17 protein-coding genes and 1 tRNA gene are annotated in these 23,485 nt (G+C 47.0%); 5 read left to right on the top strand and 13 right to left on the bottom strand.

Features of this window, described 5'->3' with window-relative positions; all coding sequences use genetic code 11:
- Positions 1-246: 246 nt before the first annotated feature.
- Positions 247-323, top strand: a tRNA-Arg gene (locus tag AC127K_RS08505).
- A 295-nt stretch (positions 324-618) separates the two neighbouring features.
- Here AC127K_RS08505 and AC127K_RS08500 read toward each other — a convergent pair.
- From AC127K_RS08500 to AC127K_RS08460, 9 genes are all read right to left on the bottom strand, one after another.
- The gene (locus AC127K_RS08500; RefSeq protein ID WP_302380986.1) at positions 619-1,395 is read right to left on the bottom strand and encodes an ATP-binding protein; all 777 of its coding nucleotides are present in this window, start codon (positions 1,393-1,395) and stop codon (positions 619-621) included.
- 6 nt (positions 1,396-1,401) lie between these two features.
- Positions 1,402-2,964: an IS21 family transposase gene (gene istA, locus AC127K_RS08495; RefSeq protein ID WP_483720230.1), complete on the bottom strand. Its 1,563-nt coding sequence runs from the start codon at positions 2,962-2,964 to the stop codon at positions 1,402-1,404.
- 234 nt (positions 2,965-3,198) lie between these two features.
- The gene (locus AC127K_RS08490; protein ID WP_483720229.1) at positions 3,199-3,438 is read right to left on the bottom strand and encodes a methionyl-tRNA formyltransferase; all 240 of its coding nucleotides are present in this window, start codon (positions 3,436-3,438) and stop codon (positions 3,199-3,201) included.
- A 2-nt stretch (positions 3,439-3,440) separates the two neighbouring features.
- Positions 3,441-3,830, bottom strand: coding sequence for a very short patch repair endonuclease (locus AC127K_RS08485; protein WP_483720228.1), 390 nt, complete (start codon positions 3,828-3,830; stop codon positions 3,441-3,443).
- The gene (locus AC127K_RS08480; protein ID WP_007048499.1) at positions 3,808-5,505 is read right to left on the bottom strand and encodes a DNA cytosine methyltransferase; all 1,698 of its coding nucleotides are present in this window, start codon (positions 5,503-5,505) and stop codon (positions 3,808-3,810) included. Before AC127K_RS08480 ends, AC127K_RS08485 begins: the two co-directional genes overlap by 23 nt.
- A gap of 20 nt (positions 5,506-5,525) precedes the next feature.
- On the bottom strand, positions 5,526-7,640 hold the full coding sequence (locus AC127K_RS08475) for an AIPR family protein (protein ID WP_007048500.1): 2,115 nt from the start codon (positions 7,638-7,640) through the stop codon (positions 5,526-5,528).
- Positions 7,615-8,643 carry a PD-(D/E)XK motif protein gene (locus AC127K_RS08470; protein ID WP_483720227.1) on the bottom strand — a complete coding sequence of 343 codons (1,029 nt, stop codon included), beginning with the start codon at positions 8,641-8,643 and terminating at the stop codon, positions 7,615-7,617. The genes AC127K_RS08475 and AC127K_RS08470 overlap by 26 nt, the downstream gene beginning before the upstream one ends.
- Positions 8,633-11,458 carry a Z1 domain-containing protein gene (locus AC127K_RS08465; protein ID WP_483720226.1) on the bottom strand — a complete coding sequence of 942 codons (2,826 nt, stop codon included), beginning with the start codon at positions 11,456-11,458 and terminating at the stop codon, positions 8,633-8,635. The genes AC127K_RS08470 and AC127K_RS08465 overlap by 11 nt, the downstream gene beginning before the upstream one ends.
- A complete protein-coding gene (locus AC127K_RS08460) occupies positions 11,448-12,995 on the bottom strand; it encodes an ATP-binding protein (RefSeq protein WP_483720225.1) in 1,548 nt (515 codons plus the stop codon). Before AC127K_RS08460 ends, AC127K_RS08465 begins: the two co-directional genes overlap by 11 nt.
- A 918-nt stretch (positions 12,996-13,913) precedes the next feature.
- On the opposite strand from AC127K_RS08460, the gene AC127K_RS08455 reads away from it, so the two are divergent.
- Positions 13,914-14,087 carry a ribbon-helix-helix protein, CopG family gene (locus AC127K_RS08455; protein WP_483720224.1) on the top strand — a complete coding sequence of 58 codons (174 nt, stop codon included), beginning with the start codon at positions 13,914-13,916 and terminating at the stop codon, positions 14,085-14,087.
- 71 nt (positions 14,088-14,158) lie between these two features.
- Here the strand turns inward: AC127K_RS08455 and AC127K_RS08450 are convergent, their stop codons facing one another.
- On the bottom strand, positions 14,159-15,148 hold the full coding sequence (locus AC127K_RS08450) for an AraC family transcriptional regulator (protein WP_007048507.1): 990 nt from the start codon (positions 15,146-15,148) through the stop codon (positions 14,159-14,161).
- A gap of 137 nt (positions 15,149-15,285) precedes the next feature.
- Between AC127K_RS08450 and AC127K_RS08445 the strand changes: the two genes are divergently transcribed.
- Together AC127K_RS08445 and AC127K_RS08440 are read left to right on the top strand one after the other, a co-directional pair.
- Complete coding sequence (locus tag AC127K_RS08445) at positions 15,286-16,752, top strand: family 1 glycosylhydrolase (protein WP_007048508.1); 1,467 nt, start codon at positions 15,286-15,288, stop codon at positions 16,750-16,752.
- A 26-nt stretch (positions 16,753-16,778) separates the two neighbouring features.
- Positions 16,779-18,128: a PTS transporter subunit EIIC gene (locus AC127K_RS08440; protein ID WP_483720223.1), complete on the top strand. Its 1,350-nt coding sequence runs from the start codon at positions 16,779-16,781 to the stop codon at positions 18,126-18,128.
- A 61-nt stretch (positions 18,129-18,189) separates the two neighbouring features.
- Here AC127K_RS08440 and AC127K_RS08435 read toward each other — a convergent pair whose 3' ends face one another.
- The 3 genes from AC127K_RS08435 to AC127K_RS08425 form a co-directional block, all read right to left on the bottom strand.
- Positions 18,190-19,365 carry a tyrosine-type recombinase/integrase gene (locus AC127K_RS08435; protein WP_483720222.1) on the bottom strand — a complete coding sequence of 392 codons (1,176 nt, stop codon included), beginning with the start codon at positions 19,363-19,365 and terminating at the stop codon, positions 18,190-18,192.
- Positions 19,366-19,586: 221 nt separating this feature from the next.
- Positions 19,587-20,678: a tyrosine-type recombinase/integrase gene (locus tag AC127K_RS08430; protein ID WP_483720221.1), complete on the bottom strand. Its 1,092-nt coding sequence runs from the start codon at positions 20,676-20,678 to the stop codon at positions 19,587-19,589.
- 97 nt (positions 20,679-20,775) lie between these two features.
- The gene (locus AC127K_RS08425) at positions 20,776-22,020 is read right to left on the bottom strand and encodes an AAA family ATPase (RefSeq protein WP_483720220.1); all 1,245 of its coding nucleotides are present in this window, start codon (positions 22,018-22,020) and stop codon (positions 20,776-20,778) included.
- Positions 22,021-23,233: 1,213 nt separating this feature from the next.
- On the opposite strand from AC127K_RS08425, the gene AC127K_RS08420 reads away from it, so the two are divergent.
- The gene (locus AC127K_RS08420; protein WP_483720219.1) at positions 23,234-23,473 is read left to right on the top strand and encodes a hypothetical protein; all 240 of its coding nucleotides are present in this window, start codon (positions 23,234-23,236) and stop codon (positions 23,471-23,473) included.
- The last annotated feature ends 12 nt before the right edge of the window (positions 23,474-23,485 follow it).

Below are 23,485 nucleotides of genomic sequence, written 5' to 3'. Positions count from 1 at the left end.
TTTATACGATGAATCTCGTCCCAGCGACGATTTTCATAAATGTGCGGTCGTAGCTCAGCTGGATAGAGCGTTGGACTCCGACAACTGTGGCACGTTAGGTAGTCGGCAAGAAATTGCTCGGCATAACGTGAAAAAGCAGGCACATCACCCGGTGGTTCGCGGTAGACTGACCACGAATTGACCACCAACCCGATTTTCACAATTTTATACGATGAATCTCGTCCCAGCGACGATTTTCATACATGTGCGGTCGTAGCTCAGCTGGATAGAGCGTTGGACTCCGACTCCAAAGGCCAGAGGTTCGAATCCCCCCGGCCGCACCAAAAAAGGTCGCTGTATTGCAGTACAGCGACTTTTTTTATTTTGTCACGACTCAGTGCTTGTCAATCCATCTTTTGACGCTACGCGGCAACATCGGCCATGACAGACACGAAAAAACTGATAAGATAGCTCATGGAATCTCCTTTCCGTGCTGGTTTTGTACATCGGGCAGCACGAGATGGATATTCTTGTGCGGGAGTACCGCTGTTCCGGAGGAACGGATACCGCCAATCCAGCGGCAGGAAACCGCTGTTCCGGAACAGAGATACCGCACTTAATTGATTGTTACCTGCGAGTTCACTCGCTTAAGGCTGGATCTAATCCATATACCTCCCGCATAGATCGATAATTCGCAGGATCGGTTGGAACGATGTTGATCTTATATGCGTCATGCTTGATGCGGTCCAGGATTGCTTCCGACAGAGGACTGTCATCACCACCCAGCTGATCATACCAGCCATTGGAATCATACTGAGAGCAGAAGATGGTAGATGACTTCCTGCGTCTCCTGTGGAGAAGTTCCAGTATATCATGCTGTTCCGATTCCGTGGGTTTCAGCAGGAGCCATTCATCAATGATCAGCAGGATTGGGTTGGCATATTTCGCCTGAACTTTTTTGTATGTACCGTCATTACGTGCCAGCTCCAGTTCAAGAAGCAGATCCGGAAGCCGGACATATTTCGTTTTGTAGCGCTGCTTGCAGGCTTCCATCCCAAACGCACAGGCCAGATAGGTTTTCCCGCTTCCGGTAGCGCCGGTAATAAAGAGATTCCTATGCTCTGTGATATATTCACAGGTTGCAAGCCGCTCAATCAAAGACCGGTTCAGCTTGCGCCCGGAAGTATAGTTGATATCTCCAATGTATGCCTCCGGCTGGTCAAACCCGGCATTGCGGATCAGGCGTTTCAGGCTGTTGCTTTTACGGTTGCTGTATTCGATGTCCACCAGCATCCCGAAACGATCCTCAAAAGGAATCCCTTTCATCCTGGGGTCCTCCATCTGGGTGCGGAATGCATCTGACATGGAAGTCAGGCGCATTTCAATCAGTTTATCTATCGTGCTTTGTGTGGTCATGGTTCCTTACCTCCTGTAGTAATCCGCGCCTCTTGTAAGCGCGTGGCTGTTTTTTGTTGGCTCTGTATGGCTGCCTGTTGCCTTCCTTTTATCTGGCATCTCCATCTGGTCGTTTCCGGTATCAAGGATGTTCTTGATACTCTTATAACTGGGAGTAGCCGTAAAGGAGAGTGCTTTCCGACAGGCGGCTTCCAATCGATGGGAGGAATACTTGTCGGCCAGCTTCAAAAGCCCCATACAACTGCGGTAGGACTGTTGTTCTACACGCTTGGAGGTAAGGATTGCGTCTACTACCTGACAGGTACTGGAACCGATCCGCTCCGCCCATTTGCGGAAACGGTCACCATTCCATTCCAGATACTGCTGGTGGGACTCCGGCATATGCTCTGTAACTGTACTGTATTGTCCCTTGCGGCCATAAAGACGGCGGTGGGATGCAATCCGGTTATGGTTGTAAAAAATCTCAATGGTTTTATCGGTAACCCTCACATCAACTTTGCGTTTTATATATTCATAAGGAACTGAGTATAGCATTCCGGCAAAGGATATGTGATAATTGAACTGAACGGTGGCTTGTTTCCATTCCGCCAGTTCATATGGGGCGGCAGGTAAAGGTGCCAGGAGTGGCTGTTCTTCGTCGCGGAAGATCTCATACCGGCTGCCCTCTTTCTTTTGGAAAGGGCGATGGCTGAAATCTTCCAGTTTCTGTCGGATTGCCCGGTTTAACTCACCGAGGGAGAAGAACTGCTCATTACGCAGGGCTGCGGTGATCCAGGTGGAAATATTCCCCACACTGCCTTCGGCATTGGGTTTGTCCTTCGGAGCCCGGACGCGGGCCGGAATGATCGCAGTGCCATAGTGTTCGGCCATCTCCTGATAGACAGCATTAATTCGCTGATCGTTCCAACCCTTATTGTGATCCACCGCAGTGCGGCAGTTGTCCGGCACGAGAATCCTGGCGACACCGCCAAAGTACTCGTACATATGCACATGCGCCGCAATCCATGATGGCTGCTTTTCATCCATGAACGCTTCTACATATGGGTACTGGCTATAGGTCATAACTCCTACAAAAATGTGGGCATCCAGGATTTCGCCGGTATCCGGATCGATGATATGCGCCGGATCTCCGGCCCAGTCAACCTCAACCTGTTCCGCAGGTTTGCGGTTGATATGCATGGTGGCACGGCGCTTCTGTTCATCCTGCTGAATGTAATAGCAAAACTGTGAGTACATAAGCGGCTCATCCCCGGAAAGGCGGCATTCCTCAAGGTATTCTGTCCAGAGGAGTTTCTTATTTACTCCATTGCGGAGAAGTTCCTTGCGGATATGCGAATAATCCGGCATACGCCTGTTTGATTGAGACTCAGGGCTGTTCTTCTTTGGGAACAGCAATTGCTCAATCACTGCATCGGTCTGTTTTGGGTCAAGCGGCCATGAGATTCCTTTTTCTCTTGCAGCTTTTAAAACCTTATTGACCGTTTTCTTAGATACACCGCAGCTAAGCGCGATGTTTGTTTGGCTGAGATTCAGACTGGCAAGTCTGATAATCTCACGGTATTTGGTCATAACAGCTGACCTCCTAAAATGTATTTACGTCAAGCGACGCATAAATACATTATAAGGAAAGAAGCTGCGGTTTCCATTAAAACGGAATTGCGGTTTCCTTCATATCGGAACGATGGTTTCCAATCTCCGGAATAGGGGTGTAAAACCGCCCGGAATACTCAACGAGAGCTATTTTATCAGTTTTTGTTTTTATGGGAAGATTTCGGATTTCGAACCGCAAAAGTTTGTAAGAAGTTAATGCAATTCAAATTCTTCTTTTAGAAGATTTACCAGAAAAGTCGCAGTCTCTTTATCAAATTGAATTGACTGGCTGATCTTTTCGGGATTTTCGCGATCTATACGACCATAAGTGTCAATCTGTACATACTTTTCGCCATCCATTTCGAATACTGTGTATGCTGCGTGTACTTTCTCATGGATAGTGTTTCGGTTCTTCTCGATCTTTTTAATATTATCCAAGCTAATTTGAGCCATAATTATACCTCTCCGTTCTGACCTTTTATTTCCTGTTCCAACTTTGCAAGTCGGTCATCACGCACTTTCTTTTTAAGCTCACACTCCCATACCGTCAGAACCTTCCATCCTATTTCAGTTAGTAATTGGGAATTCAATTTGTCTCTCTCTGCATTTCTGAGTATTTTAGGCCGCCAATATTCCTGGTTGGAAGAAGGCCAGACAAACCTAGGACAGTTATGCTTGTGCCAGAAACAACCATTCACAAAAATAACTGTTTTGTATTTAGGCAATACAATATCCGGACATCCTGGAAGGGTACGGACATTTTTCCGATATCGAAATCCCTTTGAAAATAAATATTTTCGCACAATTTCCTCTGGCTTAGAATTAGTGCTGCGGATATGCGACATGTTTATGCTGCGAATTTCTTTTGTGTGATTGTCTGCCATTTCCTTTTGTGCAGTTCTTTTTTGCGTCTGCATTACGTTTTTTGGAAAGGATTTTCGCAAGTTTCTTTGCGATAGCTTTTGCCATAATTGGGGGCACCGCATTTCCAACCTGCTGGTATTGCTTATCCTTAGAGCCATAAAAGACAAAGCTGTCTGGGAATGTCTGCAGTCGAGCAGCTTCGCGAATACTGATTGCTCTATCGTGTTCCGGGTGTATCCACATCGATTTTCGCACGTTCACTACCGTACCGCTTGGTTCATCATATTTCAGCCGCTGGTAAATCGTGTTTTGAGTTCTTTTCGCATCGGTATAGGTATTGGTTTTAAGAGAATCGTCGAGACAATGAAAATTTTGTCCCGGTTTTAATGCTCGAAACCGTTCAAGAGCTGTATCCGTTGTTTTCGTTACTATATGGTTATGAAGAACGGGAGAGTCTCTTAATGTTGACGCTAATTCGCTTAAATTTTCCGCCTTTGGCAGCACGATTCCTTGCTTATCTTCAGCAAGAGTATACACAGGCTTAATATCTTCCAAATCGCCAATTGCATCTTTAACCGTACGATACTCGTCTGCATCGTATGATCCCTTGGGAAGCGCAATTTTTTCTGAAATATCACGCTTAATTCCGATCACAACGAAACGCATTCTCTTTTGAGGAGCTCCATAATCTGCTGCACAGAGCACATCGCTGTAAATGACATAATTGTTTTCTGGTGCAGTCAAAATGTCCTTAAGATAATCGTAAACAGCAAAGGACCGAATTTTGGCGGCTAAGTCAGATCCCTGTACATATTCATCTACAATAATGTTGTTTTGAAAAATTTCTTGTGCTTTACTCAGCATCCGCTGAATCATAACAGAGGGTTCAATTTTGCTTTTGATTTCATCTGCTGGAAGGGTCCCATCATAGTATGCTTTGATTGCTGAAAATGCCTTTCGTGCTTCTTCGGCAATATGATCATCACCTTTTAAGTTGGTATATGTTTCGATTAAAGATTCCAATTTCTTTTTGTGATGGTCTAAGGCATTTATCATTTTAGAAATGTTTTTCGCAGACTTATAAATGACATTTAGCTCAAAGTAGTCGGCTTCCGGCCACAGATATTGATTGATGAGGTTTTCGTCTTTCACAATATCAATTGCGCCGTCGAATAAGAAGGCACCGTCCAAAAGATGAAGAAATGTATCCTTAACAGGAATATTGCAGCGCTTAACGATTTCTTCATCTCCCTTTTCCATATAAAAGCGATGTACTTCCGATTTAAGCATGCTTACGTTTTCCATCACAAAGGCTTTGGGCTGAAGTTCTAAAATGGCCCTTAAATACTGCTTTACAAGCTTGTTGTTTTGGCTGATTGCATGGTTTTTTTGACGATTTGCATTTGAAAAGCCCTGACATGGAGGCCCCCCAATAACAACGTCAATCTTTCCGTATCGGCGCACAATATCGGCATAATCGGCAGCACATACGTCACCTTGTACTTCGACACCTGTATGATTCTTTTTATATGTTTCCTGCATATAGGGGCTGTTTTCAAACGCTACTTTAATATCATACTTTTTGGTTTGAAGAAACCCTAGACTCAGTCCCCCCGCACCACTAAAAAGATCAACTACTTTATACCTATAATCCATATACTAATTCCTTCACGCGATTAGTCATCCAAAAACGCGCTGTTCTTCTCTACCAATTCTTTTATTTTGCTTTCGACGATAAATCCTTTTGCATATGCTGTATTCAGGATTTTAATTCCCTGCTTTGCTTGTTTAATAGATGGCATCTTGCTCCAGCCAACGTATCTGCCTAATGTTCCGGCAATGCCACATTGATAGCCACGCAGATTTGCAGTTTCCTTTCCCCACGATGCAATTGCAAACCAAATATCCGCGCTTACGCCGTGAATATCTTCAATAAGCACCTTTTCTGGATCATTCAAAGCATCGATACCAGCTGTATTATTTTGACCCACTGGAAGAAGTTCCGATACAAGCCCTTTTTCAATTGGTACGTGAATATCAGCCTTTATGGCATTCCAGCATTGTTCCTTTTTACACCACTGGGTGGTGTTAATTCCAGAACATGTTTCCGTCAGATAATTATACACTGCATTTGCAACTGCTGCAGCCATATTATCAAAGGCTTCCGTCGTTGTCTGTGTGCGCCAAATCTTTTTTAAATCAATTCTTTGAGCAGTCTTAAAACTGATATAGGCCACCGTGTAATCGGCAATATTTGCCCAAAAGCCCTGAAATCTTTGGGACTTAACTATTTGACGAACACGCCGATACAAAATTGCCTTTGCAATTAAATCTTGGTAGTAATTTTGATCCGGCACAAATTTCCCACGCCGTTTTAATCGGATAGTGAAGTCTCTGAAACTAGCCTGACCGCCTTTACTCGTTACATACGGCAATTGTTCCCAGACATTTTCATATCGCGCCAGCTCCAATTTATCGAAGTATTGTGCCTTTGGATAAATCGAATCAAAGTATTTAACATTTTTTTCTCTGGAACGAGTATCAGCATATTGGCCTCGTGCACGCTCATAAAACCATTTTGTTTGCTGCTCGCCGCCTGTTTTCGCTGGAGCCCATACTGTTCTGGAAAGACTTTCAATGGCCTGATGAAATTCATCATTGGCAGAAAAATCTGCAAGCTGCACTTTGTTTTGTGTATTCGCGCAAGCAGAAATCTGAGGAACAACTTGCTCCATTTGAGTTTGATCTGACAAGACCGTGATTTTTGCCTGTACAAAAATCTTCTCCAGCGGCCTCTTATCTTTTATACATGCGTTATAGATAGATGCTGTTGTTTGACCGCCGTTAACAATTTGAAAATCCTTTAACCCAGTAATAGTGCAGGTATTTCCATGCTCATTAGAAACGGTTATCTGTTCGGCTGTTGCAGAGATGCCGTTGTTATATGCCAAAAACATTTCAGGATTTTCCAAAATGGTAGATTTGATCCCTTTATTTACACCGCCCCTTGCCTGAAGGAATGCTCGTACATTTTTTTCCAGCAGCCGTGCATCATACTGCTCATAAATTTTATACAGAACATCACCAGGAAAGACCGTAAAATAAGAAGTATATCCGCCGCTTGTAATAACGTCCCCATTTTTTGTCGTTTTAGTTTCTTCAGGAACGGTGATTCGAATAGCATCTAACGTTTTGCCTGTTAGCTCCTGCAGGCTAAATTCTATTTTCTCGCGTGCGGCACCAGATGTACTCACCCGGTAGATACGTTCCAAATCCCAAATAGAAGGTATAAATGTTACGCCTTCAAGCTCTTCTGTTGCCAGCTGTGTGGAGCGAATAGTGCCGTTTGTCAGCAGAATGATTTTTACTTCTGTAATGCGATTTTTAGATTCATATATACTTCTGGCCAAATCAAAAGCCGCATAAGCCTCTTCGATATCGGTCTGATACTTTTTCAGAGACTTTAAGTAAAACTGCTTGGCTCTATTAATCATTGCAACCGCGTCTGAAGGAGGTACGGAATAGATCGAGGGATTGTTCTTGTAAATGGAGACAAACAAGGTTATATTACTTTCATCTTCTGAGATGCTGTATCCATTAACCTTAACGCCGCGGCCTTCATGGAAGCAAACATTACCATCCTCAATTTCTGCCGCTTCACAAAGGTAATCTATGTAAATTTGGGTAAAAATGTTTTCTCGAAAATCTTCTGTTTCGTCAAGGGCGGCCTTATTAATAATTTCCTGCTCTAGGTCAGTATAGAATTTACTGAGTTCCTCCGGCTTGGCCATATTCGTACTCCTTTATTGCGGCAATCACTCTGTCCCAGTCGACCTGAAACTCACTGCAGGTGCTTAAAGAAACTTCATACTTTATATTGCATACTCCGTGAGGTACGTCGCTGCGTATTATTCTGGGAAATCCAGACTTCACATAGTAATTCCTTTGTTCCTTCAAAATATATCCCTTAGTGTACAACTGGCTATGGGATGGGTCATATCCCAAACATAAAAGAGCCGCATAAAATCTTTTCTTTTGCTCATCCGCCAACTTGCAGGAGACCATGTCGACGAGCTGAGGCAATGTTATTCCGTTTTCATCATTTCGCTCAATTCTAAACGCGATAAGGAATAAGGCGTTGAAGTGCGAATCATCAAGCTGAATTTCGCTGGAAATCATGACATTTTCCAACTGATTAGAAACGGAAGTTTTTACCTCTATTGCTATTTCATTCCCTTGAAAATCTTGTGCAGACTTTAAGGGGCCATTCCATAAATCTTCTGCAGTCATGATTTTTTCGTTTTGCAGTTCATGAATTAAATTTAATTCGCCCCACAGTCCTATTACCATCCGGTCTGACAGTTGCTGCCCTACAGCTTTTTCGAAAAAAATGCGCCACTTTTCGATCCGCTGCTTGAGAACCTCAACATAGTTATCAGCCGATGAGCAGTCGTGCATCTTTTGAAGGATATCTGAAGCCACTATTGTAAAGACATCATTTTGATCGCAAGAAGCTGCCTGAAGGACACATGCGTAAAAATTCTCGTGCTGAAGAATTGGCTCAGCAATAGCAACCGTAATACCTCTTAGCGAAGTGAATGGATTAAACCGTGAAATATCTTCCTTGGGAATGTCAAAAGCCATGAATCTGCAAGACGGAATACCGTTGACTCCCACATAGATTCGGCATGGCATATCAATGCATATCATGCGCTGCCGCTGTATTGTTTGACTGGAATTTTCTCTTTGCCCTTCGATTTCTTCCCAGATTTTCTCCAGTTTATCAGTCCTCATCAAAATCATTCCTTAGATAGACTTCATCAACCTTATATTCGACCGGCCGAGCTGTATTACTGTCAGGAAAACTAATAGCATATCCCAAATATGTATCGTTATATGGCATGCGCATGCCGTTTACTATATTGCCAGACTCAAAAACATAGATCAGGAGCAATCCTCTTTCTTTGCTTCTGCACTTTCGAACCCATACAGGAGATGGATCCGTCGGCGGAACTGACGAACGCTTATTGGGCTTCCAATTATCTCTTGTATGATTGATCGCATTTTGCCGCTCTTCTTCAGTTAGATCGACCTCTTGATCGGTTTCTGTAATGAGGTTATTCCGTATCAAGTAAATCGTGTTGTCCTCGAGCCCTGCGTGCTTAGATTGCAAGGATGAACCGGCAGCATCATCACTGCGCCAAGACAAGCCAATATCAACACCGCCGATAGGATATGTCTTACCAGATAGGGTTGAAACCAGAGCAACTGTCCAATTAACCAATTCACCGTCTTGAACTTGACTTTGAATATACTTGCTTACAATTTTGGGCGATGCACTAAAGCAGGAACTATGTATAGCTATATTCTGCAGGAAATCAATGATTCGTTCGTAGCCAACATTGGTCCATAAGTAGTTGTTCCTTGTTTTAGGAGAAGGGGTAATCGGAGTACCTAACTCCCTCAGCCACGTATCTGCAAATCTGATATTTTTAAAATTGCATGGATTATCTTTATAATACCGTGTGATTTGAACAAGCTTTCCCGCATATGTAACAGTTCGGCTTTCCGAATTACGCATCTTATTCATTGCGGTGATAAGCATACCATCCGGATGAGTTCTAACCTTCAGTCCATATGTTTCCGGGATCGCATGCAGTTCTGCCATATCATCAAGCTCCTGGCGGAGTTCCTCATTGGCAACCGCAATATGTCTATACCAGCCGATCAGCTGTTTGCTGGTATATAGTCTGCACAAATCAGCATAGCCATTTCTATAGCCAAACCAACGACCCATCTGGAGAAGGGTATCATACATTCTCGAAAGGCGAGCGTAATAGCTGACCATCAGTCCCTCAAGCGTCAATCCACGGGAAAGCTTATCTCCGCCTACAGCAATGACAGAACAACCGTTCGGATAAGAATCATAATCGAGTCCGCCATCAGCTGCTTTGCCGTTGATGGCTTTGACTTCAATTTTTGATGCACATGTAAACAGTCTTTCTTTGATTTCCTCCCATGCAACAGGGGCAATTCCGTTGTCGTCTAGTGTTTCCATGACAGCACGAGTTGTCGGTTCAAAATCGTTGTGCCATAAATATTCCAGATCGCTGATCAGCTTTTGATACTGCGGACCAGTTTGAAACTCCAATTCGGCAACAATATCCTGCATCGCATTTTTGAGCAATTCAGTTACCTTCATTTGTACGTCAACGTATCGTGTGACGTGAACCAGCATCGAATGATGCTTTCGCCCTTGTCCTCTAGCGTCACGAGCTGCAGAAGCAAGGATAAACGAATAGACTGCAGTGTACAACGAGTTCGGCAGACTAGTTACATTTAAGGAGCTTCTATGGTGATCCGGGAATGCTTCTACATAATCATCCGCATCTCTTGTAAGAGGCAGCGGTTTGATCTCTTTAATGTTTGCTGTCCGATCTTCATAAAGCCCAAACACTTTCTCAGGTCCGATATAATTGGATGGCGCATGCAAATTCACGATAAAGCTGCGCGGATATAAATCCTCTCCATAAGTGTCGGTTTCATTGCTTGGATCTGTTGGATAAATAAAAATATTAGCAAAAGGCGTTGCGGTATATCCCACATATGCACTTTGAGAAAAGCAATTTAAAATTTGCCTGATGAGTCCGTTAATTTTCGTTGGGTCACGCTCTGCTTCGTCTGGATCAACAGCTGTCCCGCCAATGCGCTTTGCCGCCTTCGTGTCAATTGATGCATTATCGGCTTCGTCATCAATCAGCAACAGAGGAATGTTAGCTATTTTGCCGGAATTATTAGCGCTTGTAAACCAGTTAAGAAGATTATTTAAAGGAGTGACGTTTTTCTTTACAACCGCGATAATAGGATCTCCGCCCGGCGTAATCGTAACCGTGCTGTGAACATTTTTCTTGAAATCACCATTTGTATCAGCACTTGTGACAGCGATAATCGGAGGTTCGGGAAAACCTGGCAGCAACCCCACGCCAATGCGAGAGGATGTCTGATTGTACGAATCCTTCTTACAAGTGTCCCTGCCGATTAAGCCTTTATCGATTCGCCTTTGTGTTTGGCTTCGAAGATCGTTATTTAGTCCCGCCAACACAATAACGATTTTATATTTTGCATCGATAGCCTTTGTGATTAGTCCAATATAATTGCTGGTTTTGCCTGATTGAACATTGCCTACAACCATCCCGCGGCGATCCCAGCTACCGGGACGTTTGGGGCTTTCCAGTCGTTTTAAAATTTCATCTGTCGTATCATCTATGCTTTTAACAACGGCAGGCGGCATTTTTTCACTGACTTCAAGGTATTTTTTGTATCGTCCCCAGAAAACCCATTGTATTTTTGATCGTTCTTCAGCGAGCCATTCTCTGTGGTCACGGTTATCCTCGAGAATTTTGGCAGACCCTTCAAAAATGCCAAAATCGCGTACAATTTGGCGTAAAAGCTCTTCTTCATCCAATTCCTCATCAGGGTAGTAATTTTGAAACATGTTATGCATTTTTTGAATTTCTGATCCCAATTGATCCGGCACAATTTTACCGGTTGTGAGCAATTTCATAACATTATCATATAACATTGAATATAGTTGACCATTACTCGCCATAGGGGATGTCCTCTCTTTCACAGAATAATGTTACCTTCTCTGGCTCATAGATATAGGGTTCGGTTCCCGCAATATTTTCAATCGCCTCTTGAATTGTGCACCCAGCCTTACGATATACGTCATACAAGGTCTTTATCATGGGATCATAATCATTGGTGCTTTTTCCTTCAAAAGGAGTCAGAATATTGTCCGCCCTTTCTGAGTAATCAGAAATAATCATGGGAACAGGTATAGTTTCCTCGATCAGGGTAAGCAGCTTTTTGATTTGATTTTTTTCATCTGCATTAATCATTTCTCGAATAATGGGATGATCGCGATTGATTGTATAGCCAAGTTTCCCGTTTCGGATATTTTGATGCCATACGAAGCATTGCTCTTTCCGCGCCCTTCTGGCCAGCTTTTTGCCTCTGTTGCGAAAGATTGTCGCTGATTCTCGTCGCGCTGCAATGGCAATTCTTTTTATATCATTTTGTATCGATATAGGCGGGACGGCTGTCGATTTTCTTACGTCGATATTCCATTCACTGTCGGTTTCGTTTCCGATATCAATGCGTATGCGGGCCAACCGGTATTGCTCTGCTTTTTCAAAACCATTTAAGAGCCAGCTGCCTTCAACGATCAGCCGATTATTTCTGAAAATATAAAAACCTTGTTGAGCATTCCAGCCGTGTGCACCTGCATAAAGAGAGAATTCGTTGGACGACAACTTTTTTTGATGCGGCAGAATGAATGTTTTGATTTTGACTTCGTTTCCATTTACATAGAGATACTCAGTAGGCATCCGGGTGGTCAATGGATTATCGGTCATAAAAGGATCCCACATCGAAATTTCGCGGCCATTCATTTCAAAGGCAACTTTATGAGGGCCAGACATGTATGATGAGAACACAACAGAAATGCGCTCTTTGACGGATTGAGCATAGTTAAGAAAGGCACGCTGATATTCCTCGTCTCCGACATGCTCTCCAGGAATTATTCGGTCAATTTTCTCCCATATGACGATAGTGCCGGATGGGCACTTGTCCAAATGTTTCTGTATTATAGTCGCTGCTGTTTCTGTGGGAACTTTGAGTAAGAGCCATGCGTTTTTTTGGGTTACCACATCCAAATCCCAACATCTGCAGCAGATTCTTCCGCCGTCTTTCTTAGAGGCAACGGTAAGGCGTTTGCATTGAGAAAGAGAAGCAGTTTTTAATCCCAATCCAAAACGTCCAAGATCATTTTCGGAACGTTCATCAAGAGGATTCTTGCTGCCGGGTTTCATTGCCTCAAATAATTCATCCTCGGTCATTCCATATCCGTTGTCGGATATAGATATCCAAGGGTTCCCATTGTTCCACTCAAATTGAACGGAAATCCTATTTGCCTGCGCTGTAATGCTGTTGTCAATTAAATCGGCAACAGCAGTTGCAATATCATAGCCAAAAGCACGCAAAGACTGCATGAGAGAAGCAGCGTTGGGTACAGCCAAATCGTACTCCTCCGAGCTGAGAGCAAAACTATTTGAAGATGGATTGTTCCACTGATGATTCGGCATATTGCGCCTCCAATAGTTAAAAGGCCGACTGCTTGAATAGTTCCTTTGCGCTTCTCATAGAATTCTTAACATCCTGCCCTTTTAAAGCTGTTATTTAGTTAAGTATATCAGATATATGGTATAATTTAAAGGTTATCAGCAGAAAACCAAAGGTCCTGAGTCACGGTATTTTGATAAGTGTTTCGATGACCGATTGGCTCACCTGTGTGGCTCACTAGTACGGATTCCATCAGATATCGCCAGTCGAAGTATTCAAAATCAGGCGGTCTAGGTACTGGACAAGAGAAACATTTTTCTCATAATTTCTCATAATTTTAGAATACAACCTTACCGGTCCAATAATAGGGATCTTTACTCGGAAAATATAAGCAGAGTTCATAGAACCTGCTTTTATCAATTCCTAAAAGTAAATTTATGGACGTCTGTGACCGTTGCACACCGCCGCCTTAGTTGGGAGATATTCTCACTTACCTTTTAGATGGGACATAGAGACAATCCGGATTTTCTCCAGAAAGAACTATTATAGCCATATCACCGGTACAGCAAATTGCTCAACTGTAAGGTTCTAACTTACAAGGGGACGCAATCTCGTAGTTACTTTGTAGAAGCGAGCTGGCCTATATTGCATATTTGTAATCTAGGTCTTTCTGCGTACCGCAGTGTGTATGCCGTACCGCCGGCAGCTCTCGTGCAGCAACCAATGCAGTAGGCTGAGCCGTCCACCAGATGCCGGTCGCGGGCCAGAAAGGCCTCACAGCTGGGGGTATCGCAGCAGTAGACCACCTTATCGACCCGCGATTCAATCCGCGCCGTTTGGGCCTGCTGGGCCGCTGTCCAGCAGCTTTGGTAGCCGCGGAACGGCAGCACCAGGATTCCCCGGATTTGCGAATATTGCAGGCGCAGGAGGATAAATTTATTGTGCCGCAGTGCAAACCCGTGGTAGCAAAGTCCACGGTGGTATCGGTGCGGCTGCCCGACACCATGCTGGCGAAGCTGGAGGACGCAGCGTCTAAAACGGGCCGTTCCCGCAATGAGCTTGTGAAGATGTGCATCGACTATGCGCTGGCCCGGCTGGAAATCACTGAAGAATAAAAACAGGCAGTTGCCCTCAAACGAGGGTAACTGCCTGTTTTAGAATGTGTAGAGCAAAGAAAGGAAGCCTTTCATGGGTTGCCATGTTGCTGGCGGTATTGCAGAGGGGTAGAACGATAGGCCGCTGCAAACTTTCGGTAGAAATAAGAGCAGTTGGTGCAGCCGACTTTGTCGATAATATCCAGAACGCTTTCGTCGGAGTTTACCAGCAGCAATGCAGCCTGTGTCAGCTGCTGCATCAGTTTCAGGTCCCGAAAAGTCTTGCCTGTGCGCTGTTTCAACAGATTTCCAAGATAATTGGAATTGTAACCAAAATACCGGGCGGTACTTTGCAATGTGCAAGTCTTGTAATTCTGTTCAATATACTTCAGAATCAGAAGTACGTTGCTTTTCTCTGGCAAGCGGAATTCATCGCTGTGGCACAGAGTGTTGATCAACTCAGTGAAAATAGCGGACACATAAATAGGAATCAGTTCCTGAGCACAGACGCTGGGGGAAAAATATTCGCACAGCAGAAACTGCACCAGCGGGTGGATTTTGCAGTTGTTTTGGGTATGAAAGATCAGGTGACGGTCATGGGCCCGATTCTGGGAGATCACGTCCAGCAAAAAGGAACTTACAATACCGTGGGAAGAAAGTCGGCTCAAAAACATTGTGTTGAAAAAGGCTTTGCGGAAAACAATGTTGATGACGATATCCTCTTTGTTTTTGTAGCTTACGGCACTGTGCCGCACGTTAGAGTCCAGGATACACAAATCTCCCTGCTGCATCACCACCGGCTGCCCGTTGATCACGAAGGTGCAGCTTCCGCGATAGATGTAATTCAGTTCCATATCTTTGTGGAAATGGGCGGGGATGGTGGTGTAACGGCTCTCCTTGACAATGGCAATGTTTTGGGAGAGCAGGGTGTTTTTGAAATCAAAGAAATAGACCTTTTCACCTTCATATTCCCGCAGCGGAATGTTTTGATAAGCGGGGCTCAGGACCCCGGGGTGTTCCAGGTGCCACAGCTCACTTTCGGTATCGGCAAGCAAAAAGGTTTCCAGCTGTTCCGGCGTCATAGACAGACCTCCGAACCTGTAAATATGATAATAAATTGGTGAAAAGATGACATTATCATCTGTTTGTTCCCATTCTATAATGAGGATAACGGATCCGTCAAGTACTATCGGCAAAGAAACACAAAGGAGGCCTATGCGTGAAACAGGGATTTGAGGAAGGTTTTCTGTGGGGCGGTGCAATCTCCTGCTCCCAGGCAGAAGGCGGCTTTCGGGACGGGGGCAAAGGAGTATCCACCCAGGATCTGCGGTATTTGGATCCCAGCTGGGATCGGGAACAGGTAGAGGCCAAACACCACGGCAGTCCCTTCTCTACACAGGAGTTTGAACAGGCACTGCAGGATATGGACACTACCTACTACCCCAACCGCCGCGGCATCGATTTTTACCATCACTACAAAGAGGACATCGCTCTGTTTGCTGAGATGGGTATGAAGATCTTCCGCACATCCATCTGTTGGAGCCGCATCTTTCCCAATGGCGACGATGCACAGCCCAATGCTCAGGGAATCGCGTACTATCGCAGCATGTTCGAGGAATGCAAGAAGTACGGCATCAAGATTTTTGCCACTATGCTGCATTACGACATCCCGGTTCAGCTGGTGTTGAAGTACGGCGGCTGGAAAAGCCGAAAAACGATCGACTTTTATCTGCGGTATGCCAAGGTTCTGTTTGAGGAATACGGGGACTTGGTGGATTTCTGGCTGCCCTTCAACGAGTTCAATGCAGGACGCTTTGCGCCGTGGGACGGAGTCTGTCTGATCCCCGATCAGGAGGAAAACCTCAATCAGGCGGTTTTCCAATGCCTGCATCACCAGTTTCTGGCCAGCGCGCGGGCTGTTGCCCTGTGCCACCAGATGCTGCCAGGGGCAAAAATCGGCGGCATGATCGCCCGGTTCACCACCTACCCGGCCACCTGCAAGCCGCAGGATGCTCTGCAGGCTCTGCAGGATGATCAGTATGCCAACTGGTTCTATACCGACATTATGGCACGGGGACGTTATCCCGCCTACATGGACCGGTACTTTGACCGCTTCCACATCTGCATTGAAAAAGAACCAGGTGATGACGAGATTCTGCGCAACGGCACGGTGGATTTTCTGTCTTTTTCCTACTATTTCTCCCAGGTGTCCACCAGCGACCAGGGCTGGGAGAAAACTGCCGGCAACCTGATCATGGCCAACAAGAACCCCTATCTGGAAACCAGCGAATGGGGCTGGCAGATGGATCCCATCGGGCTGCGGGTCACGCTGAACCAGATGTACGACCGATACGGCCTGCCGCTGTTTGTGGCAGAAAATGGCCTGGGGACCACCGATATTTTGCAGCAGGATGGCACGGTACACGACGCCTACAGAATCGACTACCTGCGCTCTCACATCGAGCAGATGAAGCAAGCAGTCATTGACGGCGTGGAATTGATTGGCTACACCATGTGGGGAATCATTGATGTGGTGTCCTGTGGACCGCTGACCATGGATAAACGGTATGGCGTGATCTATGTGGATCTGGACAACGGCGGAAAAGGCAGCGGAAAGCGGTACCGCAAAGACAGCTTCTACTGGTATAAAAAATGCATTGCCTCCAATGGAGAAGATCTTGAATAATTCTGTCATGTAAGGAGGATTCAGAAATGGATAACCGCAAAGTTGCACAACAGGTGATCGAACACCTGGGTGGAAAAGAAAACATCACCAACGCGCTGCATTGTGTCACGAGGCTGCGCTTTAATGTAAAAGAGGATGCCAAGGTAAATGGGGCGGCCATTGAAGCCATTGACGGCGTCATGGGTATGCAGATCAAGAATGGCCAGTATCAGATCATCATCGGTCCCATGGTGGCGGATGTGTTCCTGGAAGTGGAGGACCTGCTGGGGCACAGCGGTTCCGAAGCGCCCAAGACCCGGATGGGCAATGTGTTGGATATCATTACAGGCATCTTCTCTGCCATTCTGCCCGCACTGGTGGCAGGCGGTATGCTCAAGGGCATTCTGGCTATGCTGGAGGCCATGGGGATGTCCTCCGGCGGAGGGACCTGGACAGTATTCAGCGTCATCTCTGATGTTCCGTTCTATTTTCTGCCATTCCTGCTGGCTGTGTCCGCCGCAAGAAAATTCAAGGTCAACGAGTATCTGGGACTTTGCGTAGCGGGCGCACTAATGTATCCCACCTTTGTGGATGCGGTTGGTGCGGCGGAAAACCCTTTCTCTTTCTTGGGAATCACCATTCCGGTATTCAGCTACGCAAGTTCGGTATTTCCGGTAGTGCTGGGTGTTGGCCTGCTGGCCATTGTATACCACTTTGTGGATCGCTTTATTCCCGATGTTCTCAAAATGGTCGTTGTGCCCATGGTATCTCTTGTGGTAACCATTCCCGTCACCTACCTGGTGCTGGCCCCTCTGGGCAACTACGGTGGTCTGGCGCTGGCAAACGGCATCGTCTGGCTTTTCTCTGCACTGGGACCGGTAGCCGGCTTCCTGCTGGGCTTCTTTATGCCGCTCATTGTGCTGTGTGGTATGCACCAATCTACTTCTCCAATTCAGATCTCCAATATTGCCACCTTGGGGTATGATTATCTTCTGCCCGTTTCTTTCTGCCACAATATGGCAGAATCCGGTGCCGCCATGGGCGCTGCACTGCGAATGAAAGATTCCAAAATGCGTGCTGCTGCTATGAGTACCAGTTTTTCGGCATTTCTCGGTATTTCCGAGCCGGCACTGTTCACGGTGCAGGTGGTGAATCGAACCCCGTTGATCGCAGCCATGATCGGCAACGGTGTGGGCGGTGCCTTGACTGTGATCCTGGGGGTGAAGTGCTTCGGCTTTGTGATGCCCGGTATTACGTCGCTGCCTGTATATGCAGGTAGTGATGGTACTCTGACAAACCTTCTGTTGATGGTAGTTTGCATCCTGGTCAGCTGGGCTGTCAGCTGTGTGGTCAGTTTTGTGCTGGGTGGGCATATCGCCAGAAAGAACAAATCCTGAATAAAACAATGTGCCCCAAGCAGAGCAAAATGTTGCTCCGCTTGGGGCATTTTATGTATTTTCATAGCCTCATCACCTTTCCCAGCTTTTCCTGTGCCTCTCGCTTGGTTTTATCAAAGGCGTGGGCATAGATATCCAGTGTGGTACTGGGCTGGGAGTGACCAAGCAGTCCTGCCACGGTGCGGACATCCACGCCCTGGGCAATGAGCAGGCTGGCGTTGGTATGGCGCAGGCTGTGGACAGATAAGTTCTGAGGCAACCCATTTTCCTTAAGGATTTTCTTGAAGCGGAAGGTAAAGGTCGTGGGTACCATGGGATCGCCGCTCGGCTGCCGGAAAAGGTAATCTTCCTCCGTCAGGGCCTGCCCTTCTGCCTGTTCCATCTGCCAGGTACATTCCTGCTTCCACGCTTTCAACAGCTTGCACATCTCTTTGCTGATGTACACTCTCCGGTTGCCGCTTGCGGTTTTCGGCTCCTTGGTAAAGATCTTTTGTCCGCTGAGTTTGACCACCGTCCTCTGCACATGGATGGCCCGGTGCCTCCAGTCAATGTCAGACCAGCGCAGTCCGCAGGCTTCACCCCGGCGCATCCCGGTGGCCAGTACCAGCTTGAAGTACACCTCATATTTCATGCTTTGTGTTTCCAGAGCGGCGATGAGGCGTTGCACCGTTTCCTCGTCGGCCACCGGGCGCTCTTTACGCACGCCTTTTGGCTTGTACACCCGCCAGGCCGGGTTATGGGTCAGATAACCTTCCTCCACGGCACCGGACAAGATGCTGCACAGTGTGTTGTGCAGTCCCTCCACTGACCGTTCTGAGAGCGGCTGTCCGTCCGTCAGTTTAGGCTCCGAACGCATGGCTTCGTAGAAGGCACGGATGGTTTCCTTGCGCAGATTGGTCAGTTTGTAATGTCCCAGTGCTGGCAGGATGCGCCGGATATCCTGTTGGTCACGGGAATAGGTGCTGGCTGCCAGCTTGCCTGGGGCGATATCCCGCAGCCAGTGTTCTGTATACGCTGCCAGCGTCATGGCATGGTTCACCGGCTGCGGGTCGTGCCGCACTTCCCGCTCGAACAGAACAGCCTGTTCGTTCAGCCATTTTTTGCACTGGCCGGGTGTGAGATCTTTCGGTGGATGTACTGTTTTCTGTGCGGCTTTCAGTCGGTTCCCTTCGTAATCGTAGCCGCGGGATACCACGATGAGATAACTGTTTTGCCCTCGTTTTCGGATGCTTGCCATTTTGACCACTCCTTTGTGTGTATTGACACAAAGGATACCAACCTCTGCGATACAAAGCTATCACCAAACCCAACGAAGAACGGCCACGATACTTGTGTAAACCTGGCAAAACACCGAGAGTTTGCAAACATAACTAATAGTGAGGATTCTCTCAAAAGGGAAAATCCTCACTGTGGGTGTGCCGGACAAACAAAAACCCCGGGCTCATTGCCCGGGGAATGTTAGTCCTGCAAAGTGTCGCAGTATTCTTCCTCTGCCGGTGCCAGCAGAGAATCAAACAACCCGGCAGCCTCCTCTTTGCAGATATCCTGCGGATGGCAGTAGGTTCGTTCCAGAAAGGCGGTATCTGCGTGTCCCAGCAGGTCGGCTGCTACCTGCTTGCTGGTGCCATGTTCCAGCAGATAGGTGGCGAAGAAATGCCGCATGGTGTGCAGGTGGTATTCCTCGGGAAAACCGTTCCGGTCATACAGCCGCCGCAGATGGTGACTGAAAGTATTGGGGTGTACTGGCTTGCCTTTTCGCTGGAAAATCAACCCGTTCCAGTCGGCCCCGTTGTTTTCCAGGGCCTGCTCAGTGAACAGTTCTCCCAGATCGTCGAAGACGATCTGAGGCATGACCACGATGCGGGTGCGGTGATTCTTGGTGTCGCTTTCCAGCACGCCCTGCCCCACCACAGTGCTGCGGGAATGCTGAATTTTCACCTGATTGCCGCCGTGCAGGTCACTCCACCGAAGGGCGCACAGCTCACCGCGGCGCAGGCCAGTGGAGAGGGCCATCAGGTAATACACTCTATAAAGCAGCGGCTCCTGCAAAATGCACTGCAGGAGCTTTTGCATCTCCCATTGTTGGGGAATACGCTGCTGTACCTTTTCCACCCGGACTCTCTCGACCCGGTGGGCAGGATTGTAGAGCAGGATGTCATTTTTCGCTGCGTCCTGCAGCACCGCGGAAACGGCATCCAGATATTTATGTACGGTGTTTTCGCTCAGAGGCTTGCCGCCCCGCCCGGGCCTCTTGCGCAGTTCTTCTGCAAATTCCTCCAGGACCATGGGCCGGATTTTGCAGAGCGGCAAACCGCCAATGGTTGGGTAAGCCACCTCCAGCATTTTTCGGTAACCGGCCAGCGTACTGGCTTTGTATCGCTTGGCTGCCCGGTCCATCCAATGCTCCGCGTAGGTCTCGAACTTGGTGTTTTCACTTTCGTCGATACCAGTACGGAATCGTTTTTCCAGGCGCTCAGCCTCTGCATAGACATATTGTTTGATACCGCGCTTTGGAACTTCCTTGGGAACATCAATGGTGCGTGCCTGCATCCGTTTTTTCCCTGTTGTGGTGTAGCCATTACAAACTGTAATTTTATATTTTCTTTCTCCGCGTTGTTGAATATAGGCCATGTTTGTTCCTCCTTCCTTAAGATGCCTGTGACGTGAGTGACGTCAGTGACGGTTGTGACGGTTGCGACGAAATATCCGGTATTTCAAATCCCGTGTCAGAAGCGTCACAACCGTCATTCTCGTCATACGGACGGTAGCAAAGCTGCAGAAGGCGCTGCTTGCTGGTACGCCGGGTACTCAGCAAAATACCATACCTTGCCAGTTCCTCTTCATGGCTCTGCAGATACCGGGACAGCTGAGCCGGCCCCCATAAGTTTCCCTCGTCCCCCAGCCGGGCTGTCAATTCGGTGGCAGTACCGGAAAACGGCTTGTCGGCCAACAAATGCTGCAGAGCGGACAGGAGCTGAAGCATCTGCAGCTGCTCCGGTGAGCAGCCTCGGCTCCAGCGGCAGTCGGAAAAGTCCAGCGTCAGTTCCATATCTTCGATATCCCGTCCGGTGGCTGACATCGTAGCCGTCCCTTCCTGGCGTTTTCGGCGGTCGAGAACGATTGATCCGTCGGCGGCACCGTTCAGCCCGTTCGTTCCCGACATCTGCTTGAAAGGATCCTCATCCTTCAGTTTGCGCAGATGGTGTACAACCACCATACAGATATCGTTCCGGTCGGCCACCGCTTTCAAAGCAGAGGCATCCCGGTAGTCGATGCTGTAGGAGGGGCTGGCACCGGTTGCCTCCCGGATTTTTTGCAGCGTGTCAATGATGACCAGCTTGATGGCCGGGTGTTCAGCCAGCATCTGATCCAGTTGCTGTTCCAGCCCATGCCCAATCAAGTGCGCGTGGCTGCAAAGGTGCAGACCGGCGGGAGCTTCCTCGGTCAGTCGCAATGCGCGGATATGCAGCCGCCGAGGGCCGTCCTCCAAAGAGATGTAAAGAACTTCGTTCCGCTTGGTCTTGAACCCCAGAAAGGGCTCTCCACGGCAGACGGCCAGGCAGAGCTGCAGTGCCAGCCAGCTTTTTCCAACTTTTGGCGAACCGCCCAGAAAGTACAGGCCTGGTGCCAGCAGATCTTCCACCACCCAAGGGATGGGTTCGATAGGCTGTTTGTAGAGTTCCTGGAGCGTATAGGTATTGAGTTCATTCAACATAGGACATTTCCTTTCTTGAAAAACAAAAAAAGCACCCGGTGCCTTCGACATTTCTGTCAAAGGCACCGGGTGCTTTGTATGTGTGATAGATTGAAAAAAGGGTACACTTTCCCCCTGTATCTTTTCAAAAATCAAAAAACACGCGCCAATATACGCTTTAATAAAAATCACTTGCACAGGCAAGTTTTCTATTCAATAAAAGAAAAGTGTCAGTCCTGTTTGCCGCTCGCCCCCGGACTGGAGGAACACGATCGGCAGGGCGCCACCGCCCGTTCACTTGCCAACATTGGAGGTCTAAGGATTGCAACCTGAAACGTGCAGCCCCATCTGACGTGTGGGGAAACCTGTGTATCATTGTCACCACTCGAAAGGTCCTGGCGGAGAAATCCCGGTGGCTGATGGGATTTCCCTTGGATCGTTGTGGAATCGCTCCGGCCATAGCGGCCATCCTGGCGCCAACATCTCTCGCTCTCTTTCCGTGGAACGTACCGATCGTGCTGAATATTCAATTTTCAAGGTCCAGAAAGTACTTTTTACTATACACGCCAAATATGAAATTTTCTTTGTTGGTTGTCACTCATTTTTTAAGAGTAGCTTGCAAGCCTGCGGCAGCGCAACGGGGTTTGGGGAGAGCTCCCAAAATTTGCGTTTGGATATCCAAACGCTATGCTAGCAAAACCGTCTGCCAGCAGGTTGGGGGCCTTTGGGCCCCTTTTCCTTCCCAGTCGGTGGGAAAAAGCCGGTGAGAAAGTGAATCATGCTATGATTCACTTTCCTGGGCTTTCCCTCGTCATGTGAAAAAAGTGAATCATGCTATGATTCACTTCTTCTGAAAAGCAGCTGTCCTTGTGAATCTTATTAAGATTCACACCTGCCAGGTTCAATCAGACAGTGAATCTTAATAAGATTCACTGCCCCTTTGTTTACCAGCTTACTGCGCAAATAGGAAATAAACCTTACGATTTAAACAAGGATTCATAAAGAATTTACAGATGGCATGACAAACACTCTGTTTGGCAGCCACCCATAATCAGCCTATCAGCTAAATATGCCATATCCTGGCATATTTAAAAAATGTTCTCAGAAAGTTCATAATAGAAAAGCTGCTTTGCTGGGAGCATAACAGAAAAACCTAACAACTTTTGTTACATTAAAAAAAGATTTTTTGCATTATCTCCTTTTGCGCTGCCATCATAGCAAGCAAACCTCGCAACTTTTGCGATATTTATCTCATTTTTTTGAAAAAAGGAGGAAAAGAAAGATAAAACTGCTACAATACAAACAAAAAGCCGCCGATCAACGGCGGCATAGACTTGCGATACCCATTATAGGACTGGCGTTGTGCTACAATGTATGTATAGAAAAGCAGATGGTCAGGAGGATGGCTGCCATGAAAGACTGGGATTTCGGCTATTTTGGCAAGGAAATTGATGGGTATGTCCACTATATGCAGGCATTTAATCGAAATTTCCCGAAAAGTTCCAAGCAGTCCGAAGCAAAACGGGCGGAACAGAAGCCGCACAATGTACATCCCAGGGAAGAGGGGGACTTGCTGCAGAGCCTGGCCGAACTGGGAGGGCTGTTCATGATCATTGTGATCCTTCTTGGTGTTTTGTCGCTCTTGCAGTAACGGAACAGAAAG

It is taken from the genome of Subdoligranulum sp. DSM 23681 (genome assembly GCF_057005535.1).
This window is presented reverse-complemented; position numbering and strand designations above follow the sequence as displayed.

What these genes read in the sequence shown, in the direction of transcription:
- AC127K_RS08500 (WP_302380986.1), bottom strand. Translation starts at nt 1,395, where the DNA reads ATGACCACACAAAGCACGATAGATAAACTGATTGAAATGCGCCTGACT.
- AC127K_RS08440 (WP_483720223.1), top strand. Translation starts at nt 16,779, where the DNA reads ATGGATAACCGCAAAGTTGCACAACAGGTGATCGAACACCTGGGTGGA.
- AC127K_RS08470 (WP_483720227.1), bottom strand. Translation starts at nt 8,643, where the DNA reads ATGAGGACTGATAAACTGGAGAAAATCTGGGAAGAAATCGAAGGGCAA.
- AC127K_RS08475 (WP_007048500.1), bottom strand. Translation starts at nt 7,640, where the DNA reads ATGGCCAAGCCGGAGGAACTCAGTAAATTCTATACTGACCTAGAGCAG.
- AC127K_RS08465 (WP_483720226.1), bottom strand. Translation starts at nt 11,458, where the DNA reads ATGGCGAGTAATGGTCAACTATATTCAATGTTATATGATAATGTTATG.
- AC127K_RS08430 (WP_483720221.1), bottom strand. Translation starts at nt 20,678, where the DNA reads ATGCAGGCACGCACCATTGATGTTCCCAAGGAAGTTCCAAAGCGCGGT.
- AC127K_RS08420 (WP_483720219.1), top strand. Translation starts at nt 23,234, where the DNA reads ATGAAAGACTGGGATTTCGGCTATTTTGGCAAGGAAATTGATGGGTAT.
- AC127K_RS08435 (WP_483720222.1), bottom strand. Translation starts at nt 19,365, where the DNA reads ATGGCAAGCATCCGAAAACGAGGGCAAAACAGTTATCTCATCGTGGTA.
- AC127K_RS08460 (WP_483720225.1), bottom strand. Translation starts at nt 12,995, where the DNA reads ATGCCGAATCATCAGTGGAACAATCCATCTTCAAATAGTTTTGCTCTC.
- AC127K_RS08480 (WP_007048499.1), bottom strand. Translation starts at nt 5,505, where the DNA reads ATGGATTATAGGTATAAAGTAGTTGATCTTTTTAGTGGTGCGGGGGGA.
- AC127K_RS08485 (WP_483720228.1), bottom strand. Translation starts at nt 3,830, where the DNA reads ATGTCGCATATCCGCAGCACTAATTCTAAGCCAGAGGAAATTGTGCGA.
- AC127K_RS08490 (WP_483720229.1), bottom strand. Translation starts at nt 3,438, where the DNA reads ATGGCTCAAATTAGCTTGGATAATATTAAAAAGATCGAGAAGAACCGA.
- istA (WP_483720230.1), bottom strand. Translation starts at nt 2,964, where the DNA reads ATGACCAAATACCGTGAGATTATCAGACTTGCCAGTCTGAATCTCAGC.
- AC127K_RS08450 (WP_007048507.1), bottom strand. Translation starts at nt 15,148, where the DNA reads ATGACGCCGGAACAGCTGGAAACCTTTTTGCTTGCCGATACCGAAAGT.